This window comes from Nocardioides sp. (assembly GCF_030149505.1).
GTDB lineage: Bacteria > Actinomycetota > Actinomycetes > Propionibacteriales > Nocardioidaceae > Nocardioides.
The window spans coordinates 80,824-97,874 of the sequence record NZ_JASBRN010000077.1; the positions used below are offsets into that span (position 1 = coordinate 80,824).

Below are 17,051 nucleotides of genomic sequence, written 5' to 3' on the forward strand. Positions count from 1 at the left end.
CATTCCTGACGGTTCGGCGGTTCATTCCTGACGGCTCGGCGGTGGGTCAGGCGGGTGAGCCGTGGCGGCCGGCACCGTCGGCGAAGCGCCGGGCCCCCTCGACGGCCTCGGTGAGGGAGACCAGCCCGTGCTGGTGCTCCAGAGCCAGTGCGTCATCCTCGGTCAGGCCCTCCGAGCCCAGGAGCGAGAGCCGGTCCTGGCGCAGGCAGGTCTGCGGCAGGGCGGCGAGCTCGTGGGCGAGCGCCTCGGCCTCGGCCCGGGCCTGGCCGACCGGCACGACCCGGTTGACCAGCCCCATCCGCTCGGCCTCCCACGCATCGACGGGGCGGCCGGTGAGGACCAGGTCCATCGCCCGGCTGGCGCCGATGAGCCGGGGCAGCCGGACCGTGCCGCCGTCGATCAGTGGCACGCCCCAGCGCCGGCAGAAGACGCCGAGCACCGCGTCGGCCGCCGCGACCCGCAGGTCGCACCAGGCGGCCAGCTCGAGGCCACCGGCGACGGCGTACCCCTCGATCGCGGCGACGACCGGCTTCGACAGCCGCATCCGCGTGGGGCCCATCGGGCCGTCGGCGCCGGGCGGGTCGACCCGGTTGCCGTCGGGGGTGCCGACGGCCTTGAGGTCCGCGCCGGCGCAGAACGTGCCGCCGTCGCCCCACAGGACCGCGACCGCGGCGGAGTCGTCGGCGTCGAACTCGCGGAACGCCTGCGCCAGGGCAGCGGCCGTCGCGCCGTCGACGGCGTTGCGGGCGTGCGGTCGGTGCAGGACGACGGTGGTGACCGGACCGTCGCGCTCGACGCAGACCGCCGGCCCGGCGCCGGCAACAGGGGTGGGAGAGCTCACGCGCGACATCCTGCCGCCCCGGACGACCCCCGCGCAGCCGCCGACGGCGTACGACGGCGGGCGGGTCAGGCCGGGTCGTACAAGTCGGTCATGCGGCCGTCGGGGTCGAGCCGGCGCAGCAGCGCCTCCGCGATCTCGGCCAGCTGCTCCACCTGCTCCGACGAGAGCGCGTCGACGACGTGCTCGCGCACGGCCCGGACGTGCCCGGGCGCGGCGTCGACGACCGCCGCGAGCCCGGCGTCGGTGAGCCGGGCGTCGGTCGCCCGGCGGTCCTCCGGCGAGGGCGCGCGCTCGACCAGGCCGCGCTCCTCGAGGCGGCGAACGACGTGGGAGAGCCGCGGCAGCGTGGCGTTGGTGCGCTGCGCGAGGGCGGTCATCCGCAGCGTGCGACCCGGGGCCTCGGAGAGCTGCGAGACGACCATGTAGTCGAAGTGGGTCATGGCCGCGTCGCGCCGCAGCTGGGCGTCGAGCGTGCCGGGCAGCAGCTCGAGGACCGCCACGAGGCGCAGCCACGCCCGCATCTCCCGCACGTCGAGCCACGGCACGTCAGCCGACACGTCATCCGACACGTCATCCGGCACCGCTTCCTCGCCCTCCTCGCTCCCGCTCATGGTCCCATCCTCCACCACGAATAGTTGACGGAACAACTGTCTGGGCTACGCTGTTAGTTGTAGGTACAAGCATCGTTCCCACACCCGAAGGACCCACCCATGACCGTCCAGGCCGTCCGCCTCAACCACGCCGTGCTCTACGTCTCCGACCTCGAGCGCAGCATCGCCTTCTACTCCGCGGTCCTCGGCATGGAGGTCGCGGCCCGTGAGCCGCGCGCCAACGCCGCCTTCCTCCGGCTCGTGCGCTCGGGCAACCACCACGACCTCGGCCTCTTCGGCGTCGGCGCCCGCCCGCCGCGCCCCCGTGGCTCGATCGGGCTCTACCACCTCGCCTGGCAGGTCGACGCGATCGAGGACCTCGAGGCCGCGCGGATGCTGCTGGCCGAGCGCGACGCCTACACCGGCGAGTCGAGCCACGGCGCCACGAAGAGCATCTACGGCATCGACCCCGACGGCAACGAGCTGGAGGTCATGTGGATGCTGCCGCGGGCGGCCTGGGGCGAGTACGAGGACACCGCTCCCATCGAGCGGCTCGACCTGCCCGGCGAGATCCGTCGCTGGGGCGGCGTCGCCACCGGCTCGGAGCTGCGTCCGGTCGAGGCCACGCGGTGAGCCCTGCTCCGACCGACACCCACGGCACCCTGCCCGCGCCGGTCGTCGCGCGCGTGGGTGGGGGCCGGACCGACCGGCCGCTCGTGGTGCTGCTGCACGGCCGGGGTGCCGACGAGTCCTCGGTGGTCGCGCTCGGGGAGGCGCTCGAGACGGCGCTGCCCGGCCGGGCGGAGTACGCCGCGGTCCGGGCGCCCCTGGCGGAGGGCGCCGGCTTCGCGTGGTTCGCCAACCGGGGCATCGGCCGGCCGCTCCCGGAGTCCCTGCGCAGCACGATGGACTGGTTCCGGACCTGGGCCGACCAGGCGGGTGGGCGCCCGGTGGTCCTCGTGGGGTTCAGCGGCGGTGCCGCCTTCGCCGGCGGCCTGGCGCTCGACGACCCCGCGCGGTGGGCCGGGCTGGCCGTGCTCCTCGGGACCCTCCCGTTCGACGCCGGGGTCCCGGCCGACGCCGGCCGCCTCGAGGGGCTGCCGGTCCTGGTGGCCCAGGGCGAGCAGGACCGGGTCATCCCGGCCGAGCTGCTGGCCCGCACCTGGGAGTACCTCCGCGGCCCTTCCGGCGCCCGGACCACCAGCCACCGCGACGCCGGCGGCCACCTGCTGACGCCCGGCACCGTGCGGGCGCTGGTCGGCTGGCTGGACGAGGTGCTGGGCCAGGACGTGGACGGGTCCCGCGGCGCGACCTCCGCCGCGCCGGCGGGCTCGTGACCCCCGGCGAAGCAGCCGCGACGCTGCGTGCCGCCCGGGTCGAGGGCCGCACCCTCGAGCCGTTCACCGACGAGCACCCCGGTCTCGACGAGGCATGGGGGTACGCCGTGCAGCGCCTCGACCTCCGCGCGCGGCTGGGCGCAGGCGAGCAGCCGATCGGCGCCAAGCTCGGTCTGACCAGCGAGGCCAAGCAGCAGCGGATGGGGGTGCGGCGACCCGTGGTCGGCTTCCTCACCGACGCGATGCTGCTGTCGGAGGGACCGGTCGACACGCGTCGCTGGGTGCAACCGCGGGTCGAGCCCGAGGTCGCGTTCCTGACCGGCCGCCGCATCGACCGGGCCCTCGGACCGACCGAGGCGGCGTCGTACGTCGGGGGCGTGGGGGTGGCGGCGGAGGTGCTGGACTCGCGGTGGACCGGCTACCGGTTCCGGCTGGCCGACGTGCTGGCCGACGCCACGAGCGCGGCCGGGTTCGTGCTCGGGAGCGGGGTGCACGACCTCGCGACGGTCGGCGACCTGGCCGCCCTGCGCGGGGAGGTCCGGGTCGACGGAGAGGTGGTCGAGCGTGCGACCGGGGCGGCCGTGCTGGGCGACCCGTTGCGCGCGCTCGTCCTGCTGTCCGAGCACCTGGCCGCGCACGAGGAGGTCCTGCCCGAGGGGTCGTGGGTGCTGGCCGGGGCGTTCACCGACGCGGTGCCGCTGGTCGCGGGCCGCCGCTACGAGCTCGAGGTCGAGACACTCGGGACGATCCGGCTCGACGCCTGCTGAGGCGCCGGGCCCCAGCCGCCCCGGGTGACCTCAGGCGGGCGTCGCCGGGCCCTCGACGACCCCCGCACCGAGCCGGTGCCGTTCGCCGAGCTCGCGGTAGTAGCCGGCGTTGGTGTCGATCCACACCTGCGAGCTGGTCCCCTCGACCGGCTTGAGCGGCTTGCAGGGCGTGCCGGTGGCGACCATTCCTCCGGGCAGCTCGGTGCCGGGGGTGACGACCGACCCGGCGCCGACCAGGGTGCCGGGCCCGACGACCGAGCCGTCGAGCAGCGTGCTCCCGTTGCCGACCAGCGCCCGCTCGCCGACGTCACGACCGTGCACGACGCAGGAGTGGCCGACGGTGGCGTGCGGGCCGACCGTGAGCACCTCGCCGGGAGCGGCGTGCAGGACGGAGTTGTCCTGGATGTTGGAGCCCTCACGCACGACGATCGTGCAGATGTCACCGCGCAGGACCGCGCCGTACCAGATGCTCGCTCCGGCCTCGACCGTCACGTCGCCGACCAGCGTGGCGGTGGCGGCAACGAAGGCCTCGGGGTGGACGACCGGGCGCTTGCCCTCGAACTCGACGATGTTCACGCAGCGCATCCTGCCTGCGACAGGAGCCGGCCGCGGCCCCGACCCGGCTCCGACCCGTGGTCACGACCCTCGACGCCCCGGCCCGGAGGCGGCACAGTACGTCTGACAGTGGCGTCGGTCACACGCCACGGTCGACCTCCGCTCCCGCCTCCCGTCGAAGGGGACCTCTTCATGGGCTTCCTGACCCCCTCCCCCCAGCCGGTGCCGCCGGCCGAGTTCGTCCGTCTCCCGTTCCAGGAGCGGCTCCGGGTCCTCACGACCAACTGGGTCGACGACGGCTTCGGCACGCCCAAGGCGCTGACGCTCGTCTACATCGTCAAGATGCTCGGGCTCTACTTCGCCGTCGGCCTGCTCATCACCGCGCAGACGACGGAGTTCGTCGCGTTCACCGAGCCGAGCACCTGGTTCGACAACATCGTCGTCTACCAGAAGCTGGCGATCTGGCTGATGCTGCTGGAAGTCGTCGGCCTCGGCGGCGCGTTCGGCCCCCTGTGCGGGCACTTCATGCCCTTCCTCGGCAACATCCGCTACTGGCTGCGCCCCGGCACGATCCGGATGGCCCCGTGGCCCACCAAGGTCCCTGGCACCGGCGGTGACGAGCGCACCGTCGGCGACGTCCTGCTGTACGTCGGCGTGCTGGCCGCCCTCGCCTGGCCGCTCCTCGCGCCGGCCGAGCAGGTGTCGGCCCTGCCCGTCGGCACCGGTCCGCAGGAGCTCGTGCCCGCCGTGGCGTTCGTCCCGATCCTGGTGCTGATGCCGCTGATGGGCCTGCGTGACAAGGTGGTCTTCCTGGCCGCCCGCTCCGAGCAGTACCTCCCGATCATGCTGTTCTCCGCGCTGTTCGGCGCCGTCGTGCTGGCCGACGGCGCGACGAGCAGCGACTTCGTGGACCTGGTCGTGGTCTTCAAGGTGGTCATCTGCGTCGTGTGGCTGGGCGCCGGCATGTCCAAGCTCGGCCTGCACTTCGAGAACGTCGTGCCGCCGATGGTCTCCAACAGCCCCGGCATCCCGAAGCGGTGGAAGCGCGCGCACTACCGCGACGCAGCCGGCGGCGACCTCCGGCCCTCCCGCCTGGCCTGGTTCATGGCGCACGTCAACGGCACCACCGTCGAGCTCGGCATCCCGCTCGTCCTGCTGCTCACCGTCAACGACACCGTCGCCCTGGTCGCGGCGGTCTGCATGCTGCTGTTCCACCTCTACATCACCTCCACCTTCCCGATGGCGGTGCCGCTGGAGTGGAACGTCTACTTCGGCTACATCGCGATCGTGCTGTGGGGCGGGTTCGGCGACGGCTTCGACGCCTCGGTCTACAACCTCTTCGAGTTCTCCGAGCCGCTGCTGCTCGTCCCGGTCTTCGCGCTGCTCCTGGCCTTCCCGGTCCTGGGGACCTTCCGCCCGGACCTGGTGAGCTTCCTGCCCGGCATGCGGCAGTACGCCGGCAACTGGGCCGCCGGCACCTGGGCGATGCGTCCGGGGATCGAGGACCGGTTGGAGGAGATCCGCTGCGTGGAGACCCAGGGCCACCAGCTCGAGCGGATGCTCGCCATGCCCTACGAGCACGACGACGCGGAGATGACCCTGCAGAAGGTCAACGCCTGGCGCGCCATGCACAGCCAGGGCCGCGGCCTCTACTCCGTGCTCATCGAGCACCTCGACGACCTGGAGGAGCGCACGGTCCGCGAGGGCGAGTTCATGTCCAACATGCTGCTGGGCTGGAACTTCGGCGACGGCCACCTCAACGACGAGCGCCTCGTGGCAGCCGTGCAGGAGCGGCTCCAGCTCCAGCCGGGTGACCTGGTCATGGTCTACTGCGAGTCCCAGCCGACCCCGTGGCGCCACAGCCGACCGCAGGAGTACCGCGTGATCGACGCAGCGCTCGGCCTCGTCGAGCAAGGCACCTGGGACGTCCGCGACTGCGTGTCCCGCCAGCCCTGGCTGCCGGAGGGTCCCGTGCCGCTCCACGTGACCTGGTCGGCCCCCGGCTTCGTACGCCGCCAGACGCTGACCCGCGGGTCGACGAGCGGCGCCGACACCGACCAGGAGCAGCCCGCGTGACGAGCGCCGTCGTGGTCGGCAGCGGGCCCAACGGGCTCGCTGCCGCCATCCGCCTGGCCCAGGCCGGGCTCGAGGTCACCGTCCTGGAGGCGCACGAGCGCGCCGGGGGCGGCACCCGCACCGACGACCAGCTGACCGTCCCGGGCCTGGTGCACGACGTGTGCGCCGGCTTCCACCCGACCGCGGTGGCCTCGCCGTTCTTCGCCTCCCTGGACCTGGGCCGGCACGGGCTGCGCTGGCTGTGGCCCGAGATCGACCTGGCCCACCCGCTCGACGAGGGGCGCGCCGCGCTGGCCGCCCGCGACATGGACCGCTCGGTCGCCAGCCTGGGCCGCGACGGCGCCCGGTGGCGTCGGATCTTCGAGCCGATCGTGCGGAACTTCGACGACCTCGTCGCCGACGTCTTCCAGCCCGTCGTGCACGTGCCGCAGCACCCCGTCACCCTGGGCCGCTTCGGCCTCAAGGCCGCGATGCCCGCGACCTGGCAGGCGGCCCGCTTCTCCGACGAGCCGGCCAAGGCGCTGCTCACCGGCGTGGCCGCGCACAAGTTCGGCACCCTGACCGGCCCGCTGGGGTCCTCGGTCGGCTACCTGCTCGCGGGCGCCGCGCACGCGGTCGGGTGGCCGGTCGCCGAGGGCGGCACCGAGTCGATCACCCGGGCCCTGCTGGCCGAGCTCGCCTCGCTCGGCGGGACGGTCCGCAGCGGCGTACGCGTGCGGTCGCTGGACTCGGTCGCCGAGCTCGCCGGGCTGGACCGCAGGCCCGAGGTCGTCGTGCTCGACACCGCGCCGGCCGGGGTGCTGGAGATCGTCGGCGAGGCCCTGCCCGCCCGCGTGCGACGGGCCTTCGAGCGCTTCGACTACGGCCCCGCGGCGTACAAGGTCGACTACGCCGTCGAGGGTGGGATCCCCTGGACCAACCCCGACTGCGGGCGCGCGGGCACCCTGCACCTCGGTGGCTCCGCGCGCGAGATCGTGGCTGTCGAGGCGGCGACCGCGCGCGGCCAGATGCCCGAGCGCCCGTTCGTGCTGCTCGGCCAGCAGCAGGTCGCAGACCCGGCGCGCGCGGTCGGCTCGATCGTGCCGGTCTACGCCTACGCCCACGTGCCGCACGGGTACGCCGGGGACGCCACCGAGGCCGTCACCGCGCAGATCGAGCGCTTCGCGCCCGGCTTCCGCGAGCGGGTCGTCGCGACGAAGGTCTGGACCCCCGCGGACTGGGAGGCCTACAACCCCAACTACGTCGGCGGCGACATCTCCGCCGGCGCCAACACCTGGACCCAGATCGCGATGCGGCCGCGACCGGCACTCAACCCCTACGCCCTCGGCGTCGACGGGGTGTACCTCTGCTCGTCGGCCAGCCCGCCGGGCGGCGGCGTGCACGGGATGAGCGGGTTCAACGCCGCGGAGACCGCGCTGCGCCGGCTCTGACCTCGCGGCTGGAGCCAGCCTGGGACGACGAGAGCCCCGGACCGACCCGGTCCGGGGCTCTCGTGACGCTGGCGGTGGCGGTGGGATTTGAACCCACGGTGGGTTTGACCCCACACATCATTTCGAGTGATGCACCTTCGGCCGCTCGGACACGCCACCGCGGGTGAATGTACCGGAGCGGGTCGGAGCGGGTGAAATCACCTCGGCTCGTACCCGGACGGTCATACCGTGCCGCCCGTTGTCCGTGCTGAGCCTGGGACGCAGCCGCGGGGCCTTCGGTACGACCGCCCGGGTACGGACCCGGACCGGGTCAGGCCCGCTGCTCGGCGAAGAACTCCGCGAGCAGCGCGCTCGACTCCTCGGCCAGGACGCCGGCCAGCACCTCCGGGCGGTGGTTGAGCCGACGGTCGCGCACGACGTCCCAGAGGCTGCCGACCGCGCCGGCCTTCTCGTCGTACGCCGCGAACACGACGCGGTCGACCCGGCTGAGCACGGCCGCGCCGGCGCACATGGTGCACGGCTCCAGGGTGACCACGAGGGTGCACCCGGTCAGCCGCCACCCACCGCGCGCGCGGGCGGCCTCGCGGAGCGCGACCACCTCGGCGTGTCCGGTGGGATCGGCCTCGGCCTCGCGGACGTTGCGGCCGCGGCCGACCACCTCGCCGTCTGCGTCGAGGACCACGGCCCCGATGGGGACGTCGCCGGTCGCGAGCGCGGCGCGCGCCTCGGCGAGGGCGGCCCGCATCGGGTCCGCCCAGCCCTCCCTCAGCGCTCGGCCCTCACGCCGGTGCCGCCTGCCCCGGTGCCGCCTGCCCCGATGCGGTCCACGCCGGGGCCCTCACGCGGGGGCCAGTCCCGCGACGTCGTCGAACTGCTCGCCGAAGCCGATCAGCCGCGCCACGTCGGAGAGCACCTCGTCGGGGTAGGCGTCGGGGTCGTCGAGCAGCTCCTCGAGCGCGTCCTCGCTGACCCCGAGGTCCGAGAGCAGACCCAGGTCGCCGGCCGGCTCGTCCTCGTCGCGCTCGTCGAGGTCGTCGGGGTCGATCTCGTCGAGCAGGTCGATGACGGTCTCGGCGAGGTCCCAGTCCTCGGCGGCGCTGGCGTCCGAGAGCAGCACCCTCGTCCGCTCACCCTCGACCCGCACGATGACGAAGAAGTCCTCGTCGACCGAGACCAGCCCGATCGCGCCCGTCTCGCCGTCGAGGCGGCGCAGCGCGTCGGCCAGCACCTCGACGTCCTCGCAGTGCTCGAGGGTCAGCTCCTGCACGACCCAGCGCCCAGCCTGGCGGTACGCCGCCACGGCGAGGTCGACGTCGTCGAGCTGCGTGGTGGTCTCGTCCATGTGGTCTCCCTGGACCCGGTGCGGGCCCGCGGCCCACGTGGAGGTGGTGCGTGTGCAGGTGTGGCGCTCATCTGGTGGAGCCGTCGTGCAGGCACCAGCGTGGCAGACGTCCCACCCACGGCCAACCCCTTTGCCCGTCGGGGCGACACCGGTCCGCCACACCCTAGGCTGGCCGCATGCGCACCCAGGTCGTGGACCACCCGCTCGTCACCCACAAGCTCACGACGCTGCGCGACGAGCGCACCGACTCACCGACCTTCCGCGCGCTCACCGACGAGCTGGTCGCGCTGCTGGCCTACGAGGCCACCCGCGACGTCCGGGTCGAGCCGGTCGAGATCCAGACCCCGGTCGCGACCGCCACCGGCGTACGTCTCGCCTCGCCGAAGCCGCTCGTGGTCCCGATCCTGCGGGCCGGGCTGGGGATGCTCGACGGCTTCATGCGGCTGCTGCCGACCGCCGAGGTGGGCTTCCTCGGGATGGTGCGCAACGAGGACACCCTCGAGGCCTCGACGTACGCCGAGCGGCTGCCCGACGACCTCTCCGGCCGCCAGTGCTACGTCCTGGACCCGATGCTCGCCACCGGCGGCACCCTCGCCGCGGCGATCCGCTTCCTCACCGACCGCGGCGCCGACCACATCACCGCGATCTGCCTGCTCGCCGCCCCCGAGGGCTGCGAGCGCCTCGCCGCCGACCTCGAGGGCCTCGAGGTGCCCGTCACCGTCGTCACCGCCGCCATGGACGAGCGGCTCAACGAGAAGGGCTACATCGTGCCCGGGCTCGGGGACGCGGGTGACCGGTTGTACGGCGTCGCGGGCTGAGGCGGGCGGCGGCTCGGACGCGCGCGAGATTTGTCGGCTGGCCGACAAACCTTGCCCGACCGGAGTGCGGCCGACGTGCCTGACGCGTCAGACACCCTCCAGTCGACAGAGCACCCGGTCGACCCCATCGACCCGCGCACCGGAGTGTCGGTGACGCGCCAGGCGCGTCAGGCGCACTCCGCTCGCCGCTCGAGCCCCGTCAACCGGACGTCGCAGTCGACGGAGGCGCACGGAGTCGGTCGTCCGGTCCAGCCGCGGCTCTGCAGGACCCTGCCGACCAGCACCGCCAGCCGACAACGCGAGAGGACCTGCTGCCACCCGGCTCGGAGGCTGGCGTCACCGTTGACGGCCGCCTCCAGATCACGGGTGAGGTCGGCCCAACGATCCGCCGCGGCCGCATGACCGAGCTGCCCGTCCAGCTCGACGAGCGTGGTGTGGGGGCGGTACCGCACGTCCCGGAGGACCAGCCGCACCGGCTCACCCGCCACCACCCTCACCACCTCGCGCACCTGGCGCTCGCCTCGCGGTAGGCCGTGGGCTCGCTCCACGTCCCGGAGGTAACGCCGCTCCAGCGGCGACTCGGCGCCTGCGCCTACGTCGGCCAGCACCTCAAGGAGCAGCGCGCGTCGCGGGAGGCGACGCAGTCCCGCGAGGACGACAGTCAGCCTGGTCGCGGTGGTGGCTCCCGTGCGTACCGCGTCCGCGAGGACGGCCACGACCGCGTCCTCGCTGCCTGCAGCCGCGGCAACCATCAGCAGCGCGGTCTCCACCCGGAGTCGAGGTGGGGTCGCGTCCGGACGCGCCACACGGTCGAAGTCGCGCAGCTGCACGACCTCGAGCCCCGGCTCGCGAGCGAGGTGCCGGCCGTGCGGCACGGCCAGCTCGACGGCGTCCCTGCGCGTGAGCTCAGCACCGATCCCGTCTGCACGGAGCGAGGACCGTCCCGCCAGCACGGACCCCGGGTGGCGCACCAACGCCGCCCACTCCCGCTGGGTCCTCGACGGCGGCCCGGTGTGGTCGAGGAAGACCCCGGGATGCACTCGCACCCACTCGCGTCGGCGCAACTGCCGCTCGATGAACGCTGGCGTGCCTCCCACGGCCGCCACCTGTCGACGCGAGACCACGCCGGCCTGCCGCCTCATCAACCGTGCCAGCTCGTCCACCCCGCGAGCCTGCGGCCATGGCAGTCCTGAGCGGTGGCGACGGCGAGCGCCTGTGCATGAGCCGGCCCCGGGTCCTCCTGTTGATGGGTAGCGGGCCGACCCCGACGTACGCCGTCGCCGACGGCCGCCGGAACGGAGTGCACCCGAGGCTCCTGGCGCGTCATCGGCACTCCAGTCGGGTGCGGGCGGGCGAGGGGCGACTCGAACCCGCCGGCGCACGGGTCCGGAGTGCAGATGACGCGCCAGGTACGTCAGGCGCACTCCAGTCGCCTGCCTGGCAAGGATTGTCGGCCGGCCGCTGAACCTTCGCCCCGCCGACCCGCCCCTACAGCCCCTTCGCGGCCGCGAGCAGCTTGGTGAGCGACTCCTTGGCGTCCCCGAAGAGCAGGGTGGTGCGCGGGTCGAAGAGCAGCTCGTTCTCGATGCCGGCGAACCCGGGACGCATGGAGCGCTTGAGGAAGACGACCTGCTGGGCCTGGTCGACGTCGAGGATCGGCATGCCGTAGATCGGGGCCGAGGGCGTGGTGCGGGCGGCGGGGTTGACGACGTCGTTGGCGCCGACGACCAGCACGACGTCGGTGTGCTTGAACTCGCCGTTGATGTCGTCCATCTCGACCAGCTGCTCGTAGGGCACCTGGGCCTCGGCGAGCAGGACGTTCATGTGCCCGGGCATCCGGCCGGCGACGGGGTGGATGGCGTAGTCGACGCGGGTGCCGCGGGCCTGCAGCACCTCGACCAGCTCGCGCAGGGTGTGCTGGGCCTGGGCGACGGCCAGGCCGTAGCCGGGGACGATGATGACGCGGTCGGCGTACCCCAGCAGGATCGCGACGTCCTCGGGGCCGGCCGAGCGGACCGGGCGGTCGGAGGCCTCGCCGGCGCCGAGGGTGGAGCCGCCGCGCAGTGCCCCGAAGAGGATGTTGGGCACCGAACGGCCCATCGCGCGCGCCATCAGCAGGGTGAGGAAGGTGCCCGAGGCCCCGACCAGCGTGCCCGCGACCAGCAGCACCACGTTGGAGAGCACGTAGCCGCCGGCGGCGACGGTCAGCCCGGTGAAGGCGTTGAGCAGGGAGATGACGATCGGTACGTCCGCGCCGCCGACCGGCAGCACCAGCAGCACGCCGACGATCAGGCCGAGCACGGCCAGGCCGATGCCGATCCCGAGCGTCGCGTTGGTGACGGTCAGGACGCCGAGGGCCAGCGACGCCAGGATCGCGGCACCGAAGACGAGCGGGAGCCCGGCGAAGACCACCGGTCGCGAGGTCATGAGCTCCTGGAGCTTAGCGAACGTGATGACGGAGCCCGCGAAGGAGACCGACCCGACCAGCACGGTGAAGGCGGTCGCCGCGAGCACGACGGACTCGACCTCGGCCGCGTCGGAGAGGTGCAGCAGCTCGTCGAGCTCCAGCAGCGCGACCAGGGCCGCGGCCCCACCACCCACGCCGTTGAACAGCGCGACCATCTGCGGCATCTGGGTCATCTGCACCCGGCGCGCGCCGAGCGCGCCCACGAGGGAGCCGACCACGATCGCGCCGACGATGAGCGGCACGTGGTCGAGGTCGAGGTAGGTGAAGGGCAGCACCACCGCGACGACCGCGGCGGCCGCGCCGACGAGGTTGCCGATGCGCGCGGTCCGCGGGCCCGCGAGGCCCTTGAGCGCGAGGATGAAGCCGACGGCGCAGAGCAGGTAGACCAGCTGCGCCCAGGTGGGGACGGCGCTCACCGGCCGGCCCCGCTTGTCCTCGGGGGGGCGACGGGGGGCGGAGCCCCCCGTCTGCGCACGAACATCTGCAGCATCCGGTCGGTCACCACGAAGCCGCCGACCAGGTTGACGGCGGCCAGCACGATCGCGACCAGTCCGACGACCAGCGCCACCGTCGACTCGGTCTGACCGGTGACGAGCACCGCACCGAGCAGGATGATCCCGTGGATCGCGTTGGCCCCGGACATCAGCGGGGTGTGCAGCGTCGAGGACACCTTCGAGATGACCTCCACGCCCACGAAGACGCTGAGCACGAAGATCGTCAGCCAGACCATGCCGTCGTCCACGGCTACTCCTCCTCCACCGGTGCGCCGGGTCCCTCGAGCAGCAGCCGCGTGGGCTCGTGCCGCACGACGCCGGCATGGGTGACGCAGGCCCCGTCGAGGATCTCGTCGTCGAGGTCGAGGACCAGCTCTCCCTCGCGCGTCATGAGGGTCAGCAGGCTCAGCACGTTCTGCGCGTAGAGCCGCGAGGCCGGGCCCGGCATCTGCGCGGCGACGTTGCGCCCGCCCCACACCTGGGCCCGCCCGATCGCGACGATCTCACCCGCCACCGACCCCTCGACGTTGCCGCCGGAGTCGGCCGCCAGGTCCACCACGACCGACCCGGGGCTCATCGCCTCGACCATCTCCCGCGTGACCAGCACCGGGGCCGTGCGCCCCGGCACCGCGGCGGTGGTGATCATGCCGTCGGCCGCCGCGACGTACGGCGCCAGCAGCTCCCTCTGGAGGGCCGCGCGCTCCTCGGACATCTCGCGCGCGTAGCCGCCGGCTCCCTCGAGGGTGGGCAGGTCGAGCTCGATCGCGTGCGCCCCCATGGAGCGGATCTCCTCCGCGGCGGCGGCACGCACGTCGTACGCCTTCACGACGGCCCCGAGGCGACGGGCGGTGGCGATGGCCTGGAGGCCGGCCACCCCGGCACCCAGGACGACGACCTGGGCGGGCGGCACCGTGCCGGCGGCGGTCATGTTGAGCGGGAAGAACCGGCGCAGCAGCCCGGCGCAGACGACCGCGCAGCGGTAGCCGCTGACCAGCGACTGCGACGACAGCGCGTCCATCGACTGGGCCCGCGAGATCCGCGGGACGAGCTCCATGGCGATCGCGGTGGTGCCGAGGTCGCGGTGGTCGCGGACCAGGTCGAGCTCGGCGGCGGTGGACAGGAAGGAGACGGTGACCGCGCCGGCGCGGAGCCGGCGGAGGGTGTCACGGGACAGCGGCTGCACCGAGCAGACCAGGTCGGCCTCCGGGAACGGGTCGTCCTCGACGAGGGCCCCGGCAGCGGCGTACTCCTCGTCCTCGTGGAGGGCCCCTAGGCCGGCGCCGGTCTCGACCACGACCTCGTGCCCGAGCGCGGCCAGCTTCCCGACGAGCTCGGGGACCATCGCCACCCGGGTCTCGCCCTCGCGGGTCTCCCGCGCGACTGCGACTCGCATGTCCAGCAACCTAGCCCTCTCCCGGGTGGAGCGTGGGGTACGCGCCGGTCGGCCCTGCGAATGCCTGGGTGCCCGCGGGTCCGCAGGTCCGGTCCCGGCTCAGACCGCGATCTCCTCGAGCACCTCGTGCCGGGGGCGGCGGCGGGGCCCCTCACCCAGGTGCGAGGCGAGGAGCGTGACGGTGTCGGCGACCCACTCCGGTCCGGTGTAGGTGTCGAGGAGACGGACCCAGCGGGTGACCTCCTGCGGCGCCCCGATGCGGGCGAGGGTCACGTGGGGCCGGAACGGCTGGCCGTCGACGCGGGTGCCGGCGCGGGAGGCCGCGGCGCGGCAGCCGGCGGCGAGGCGGCCGAGTTCCTCGTCATCGCCGACGAGCCCCGCCCAGAGCACCTTCGCGGCGACCCCGTGCGGGAAGGCGCCGCCGCCTGCGATCCGCGCCGGCGTCGTACGCCGTCGCGCGGCCGCCGCAGCCAGCGCCTCGACCAGGTCGTCGACCCGGTGCTCGGCCACGTCGGCGTAGAAGGCCAGCGTCACGTGCCACTGCTCCGGCGCGGACCACCGAAAGGTGCCGGCCGCCCGGCGTGGCTCGAGGAAGTCCTCCAGGTCGTCCACCGCGTGCTGGGGCGGGACCAACGCCGCGAACGCCCTCATCAGGCGATGCCGGCTCCCAGCGCCGATCCCACCGCGAACGTGACGACCATGGCGAAGACGCCGCCGCCGACGTTGCGCGCCACGGCCCGGCCCGGCGGGCCGTAGCCCAGCCTGGCGCTGGCCCAGCCGGTGAGCGCGAGGGCCACGGCGACCGCGACCATCGTGACCGGGACGCGCAGGTCGGGGCCGACGAGCACGATCGTCAGCAGGGGCAGCAGCGCGCCGAGGAAAAAGGAGATCATCGAGGCCCAGGCCGCGTGCCAGGCGTTGGTGACCTCGCCGGGGTCGATGCCCAGCTCCGCCTCGGCGTGCGCGGCCAGCGCGTCGTGGGCGGTGAGCTCGACGGCGACCTGCTGGGCGAGCGCGGGCGAGAGGCCCTTGTCGACGTAGATCTGGGCGAGCTCGGCGAGCTCCTCCTCGGGCTCCTCGACCAGCTCGCGGCGCTCCTTGTCCAGCAGCGCCTTCTCGGAGTCGCTCTGGGTGCTGACCGAGACGTACTCACCGGCCGCCATGCTCAGCGCACCGGCCACCAGGGCGGCGGTGCCGGCGATCAGGATCGCCGAGCGGTCGGTGGTCGCGCCGGCGACACCGACCACCAGGCCGGCGGTCGACACGATGCCGTCGTTGGCGCCCAGCACCCCGGCACGCAGCCAGTTCAGACGCGAGCGGATGCCGGTGTCGTGGGGCTCGTCGTCGTGCTGCTGCGGGTCCACGTCGGCGGGGTCGACGTACGTCGGCTCGGAGGTCACGCGTCGATCCTCCCCCGTGGCGTCCGGGCCGACAACGAAGGTGAGGCTGCGCTCAGCGGTCCCGGTCACGTGCGGGGACGACGAAGGGGGCGCCCCCCGGCTCGTACGCCGGGAGGGCGCCCCCTCAGGTCGAGTGCTACGAGCCTAGGTCGCCGTGGCGAGCTGGGCCTGTAGTGCGTGCATCGCAAGGCGGAGGCGCGAAGGCGACCTTGGAGCGAAGCGGGTCGTCGAGCGCCGACAACGCAGCGAGGTGCGTGCTACAGGCCCAGATCGCGGCCGATGAGCTCCTTCATGATCTCGTTGGACCCGGCCCAGATCTTGGAGACGCGGGCGTCGCGCCAGGCGCGGGCCACGCGGTACTCGTTCATGAAGCCGTAGCCGCCGTGCAGCTGGACGCAGTGGTCGAGCACGTCGTTCTGGACCTGCGAGGACCACCACTTGGCCTTGGCCGCGTCGACGGGGGTCAGCTCGCCCTTGTCGTGGGCGATGACGCAGGTGTCGATGTAGGCCTCGGCGACCTCGATGGAGGTGAACAGCTCGGCCAGCAGGAACTTGTTGTGTTGGAAGGTGCCGATCGGGGCGCCGAAGGCCTTGCGGTCCTTGGTGTACTGCAGCGTCTCGATGAGGATCTGCTTGGCGTGCGCGACGTTGGAGATCGCGCAGCCCAGGCGCTCCTGCGGGAGCTTCTGCATCATCGCGATGAAGCCGCCACCGAGCTCACCCAGCACGTGCTCCTCGGAGAGCCGGACGTCCTCGAAGAAGAGCTCGGCGGTGTCCGACTCGTCCTGGCCGACCTTGTCGAGCTTGCGACCGCGCGAGAAGCCGGGGGCGTCGGAGGGGATCGCGAAGAGCGAGATGCCGCGCGCGCCCTTCTCGGGGTCGGTGCGCACCGCGGTGATGATGAGGTCGGCGGAGTAGCCGTTGGTGATGAAGGTCTTGGAGCCGTTGATGACCCAGTCGTCGCCGTCCTTGACCGCGGAGGTCTTGAGCGCGGCGAGGTCGGAGCCGCCGGAGGGCTCGGTCATGCCGATGGCGAGCAGGATCTCGCCGGAGGCCACGCCCGGGAGCCAGCGCTGCTTCTGCTCCTCGGTGCCCATCGCGACGATGTACGGCGCGGTGATGTCGGCGTGGATGCCCCAGCACGAGCCGAGGGCGGCGTTGACCTTGGAGAGCTCCTCGGCCATGACGGCGTTGAAGCGGTAGTCCCCGGCGCCGGCGCCGCCGTACTCCTCGGGGATCTCGAGACCCAGGAACCCCTGCTTGCCGGCCTCGAGCCAGAACTCGCGGGGGATGGCCTTGTCGATGGCGTGCTGCTCGACGTTCGGGATGACCGAACGCTCCAGGAACTCCCGCACGGAGGAGCGGAATGCCTCGTGGTCCTCGTCGTAGATCTCGCGCTTCATGGGACCAGATGCTACCCGCAGGTAACCCAGGTGGGGAGTGACGAGCGCAACGCGGGGTACCAGCGCGGCAGCGGCCGCGCGGACCGGCCGCGCGCAGGGGTGAGCCCTCGGGGGGAGGGGGGTCGGTTAGATCGATCC

At 73.4% G+C, this 17,051-nt stretch carries 18 protein-coding genes and 1 tRNA gene; 6 read left to right on the forward strand and 13 right to left on the reverse strand.

All coding sequences use genetic code 11. The features are described 5' to 3' along the window. Positions 1–46: 46 nt before the first annotated feature. Positions 47–841 carry a crotonase/enoyl-CoA hydratase family protein gene (locus tag Q1V71_RS17745; RefSeq protein WP_300645542.1) on the reverse strand — a complete coding sequence of 265 codons (795 nt, stop codon included), beginning with the start codon at positions 839–841 and terminating at the stop codon, positions 47–49. 65 nt (positions 842–906) lie between these two features. Next, complete coding sequence (locus Q1V71_RS17750; protein ID WP_300645543.1) at positions 907–1,452, reverse strand: MarR family transcriptional regulator; 546 nt, start codon at positions 1,450–1,452, stop codon at positions 907–909. Positions 1,453–1,551: 99 nt separating this feature from the next. Here Q1V71_RS17750 and Q1V71_RS17755 point away from each other — a divergent pair, with 99 nt between their 5' ends. The 3 genes from Q1V71_RS17755 to Q1V71_RS17765 are packed head-to-tail and all read left to right on the forward strand — an operon-like array spanning position 1,552 to position 3,535. Beyond that, the gene (locus Q1V71_RS17755) at positions 1,552–2,064 is read left to right on the forward strand and encodes a VOC family protein (protein WP_300645545.1); all 513 of its coding nucleotides are present in this window, start codon (positions 1,552–1,554) and stop codon (positions 2,062–2,064) included. After that, complete coding sequence (locus Q1V71_RS17760) at positions 2,061–2,768, forward strand: serine esterase (RefSeq protein ID WP_300645547.1); 708 nt, start codon at positions 2,061–2,063, stop codon at positions 2,766–2,768. Before Q1V71_RS17755 ends, Q1V71_RS17760 begins: the two co-directional genes overlap by 4 nt. After that, positions 2,765–3,535: a fumarylacetoacetate hydrolase family protein gene (locus Q1V71_RS17765; RefSeq protein WP_300645548.1), complete on the forward strand. Its 771-nt coding sequence runs from the start codon at positions 2,765–2,767 to the stop codon at positions 3,533–3,535. Before Q1V71_RS17760 ends, Q1V71_RS17765 begins: the two co-directional genes overlap by 4 nt. Positions 3,536–3,565: 30 nt before the next feature. Here the strand turns inward: Q1V71_RS17765 and Q1V71_RS17770 are convergent, their stop codons facing one another. After that, positions 3,566–4,111, reverse strand: a complete 546-nt coding sequence (locus tag Q1V71_RS17770) for a gamma carbonic anhydrase family protein (protein ID WP_300645549.1) — start codon at positions 4,109–4,111, stop codon at positions 3,566–3,568. Between the two features lie 171 nt (positions 4,112–4,282). On the opposite strand from Q1V71_RS17770, the gene Q1V71_RS17775 reads away from it, so the two are divergent. Continuing rightward, on the forward strand, positions 4,283–6,166 hold the full coding sequence (locus Q1V71_RS17775; RefSeq protein ID WP_300645551.1) for a DUF3556 domain-containing protein: 1,884 nt from the start codon (positions 4,283–4,285) through the stop codon (positions 6,164–6,166). Further along, the gene (locus Q1V71_RS17780; protein ID WP_300645553.1) at positions 6,163–7,596 is read left to right on the forward strand and encodes an NAD(P)/FAD-dependent oxidoreductase; all 1,434 of its coding nucleotides are present in this window, start codon (positions 6,163–6,165) and stop codon (positions 7,594–7,596) included. The genes Q1V71_RS17775 and Q1V71_RS17780 overlap by 4 nt, the downstream gene beginning before the upstream one ends. Positions 7,597–7,665: 69 nt before the next feature. Here Q1V71_RS17780 and Q1V71_RS17785 read toward each other — a convergent pair. From Q1V71_RS17785 to Q1V71_RS17795, 3 genes are all read right to left on the reverse strand, one after another. Beyond that, positions 7,666–7,755, reverse strand: a tRNA-Ser gene (locus tag Q1V71_RS17785). Between the two features lie 151 nt (positions 7,756–7,906). Then, positions 7,907–8,341, reverse strand: coding sequence for a nucleoside deaminase (locus tag Q1V71_RS17790; protein ID WP_300645555.1), 435 nt, complete (start codon positions 8,339–8,341; stop codon positions 7,907–7,909). 93 nt (positions 8,342–8,434) lie between these two features. Next, positions 8,435–8,938: a tRNA adenosine deaminase-associated protein gene (locus Q1V71_RS17795; protein WP_300645556.1), complete on the reverse strand. Its 504-nt coding sequence runs from the start codon at positions 8,936–8,938 to the stop codon at positions 8,435–8,437. Positions 8,939–9,114: 176 nt separating this feature from the next. On the opposite strand from Q1V71_RS17795, the gene upp reads away from it, so the two are divergent. Continuing rightward, entirely contained in the window at positions 9,115–9,756 is a 642-nt protein-coding gene (upp, locus tag Q1V71_RS17800; RefSeq protein ID WP_300645557.1) for a uracil phosphoribosyltransferase, read from the forward strand. Between the two features lie 167 nt (positions 9,757–9,923). Here the strand turns inward: upp and Q1V71_RS17805 are convergent, their stop codons facing one another. The 7 genes from Q1V71_RS17805 to Q1V71_RS17835 all read right to left on the reverse strand — a co-directional run bounded on the left by Q1V71_RS17805 (position 9,924) and on the right by Q1V71_RS17835 (position 16,913). Then, entirely contained in the window at positions 9,924–10,853 is a 930-nt protein-coding gene (locus tag Q1V71_RS17805; RefSeq protein ID WP_300645558.1) for a hypothetical protein, read from the reverse strand. Between the two features lie 391 nt (positions 10,854–11,244). Next, the gene (locus Q1V71_RS17810) at positions 11,245–12,639 is read right to left on the reverse strand and encodes an NAD(P)(+) transhydrogenase (Re/Si-specific) subunit beta (RefSeq protein WP_300645559.1); all 1,395 of its coding nucleotides are present in this window, start codon (positions 12,637–12,639) and stop codon (positions 11,245–11,247) included. Next, positions 12,636–12,953 (reverse strand): NAD(P) transhydrogenase subunit alpha, encoded by a 318-nt coding sequence (locus Q1V71_RS17815; RefSeq protein WP_367280163.1) that lies wholly within the window; start codon positions 12,951–12,953, stop codon positions 12,636–12,638. The genes Q1V71_RS17810 and Q1V71_RS17815 overlap by 4 nt, the downstream gene beginning before the upstream one ends. 14 nt (positions 12,954–12,967) lie before the next feature. Beyond that, positions 12,968–14,110 carry an NAD(P) transhydrogenase subunit alpha gene (locus tag Q1V71_RS17820; RefSeq protein WP_300645562.1) on the reverse strand — a complete coding sequence of 381 codons (1,143 nt, stop codon included), beginning with the start codon at positions 14,108–14,110 and terminating at the stop codon, positions 12,968–12,970. A 99-nt stretch (positions 14,111–14,209) separates the two neighbouring features. Further along, complete coding sequence (gene thpR, locus Q1V71_RS17825; protein ID WP_300645564.1) at positions 14,210–14,761, reverse strand: RNA 2',3'-cyclic phosphodiesterase; 552 nt, start codon at positions 14,759–14,761, stop codon at positions 14,210–14,212. Then, a complete protein-coding gene (locus Q1V71_RS17830) occupies positions 14,761–15,510 on the reverse strand; it encodes a VIT family protein (protein WP_300645565.1) in 750 nt (249 codons plus the stop codon). The genes thpR and Q1V71_RS17830 overlap by 1 nt, the downstream gene beginning before the upstream one ends. Positions 15,511–15,767: 257 nt before the next feature. Continuing rightward, positions 15,768–16,913, reverse strand: coding sequence for an acyl-CoA dehydrogenase family protein (locus Q1V71_RS17835; protein ID WP_300645567.1), 1,146 nt, complete (start codon positions 16,911–16,913; stop codon positions 15,768–15,770). Positions 16,914–17,051: the final 138 nt, after the last annotated feature.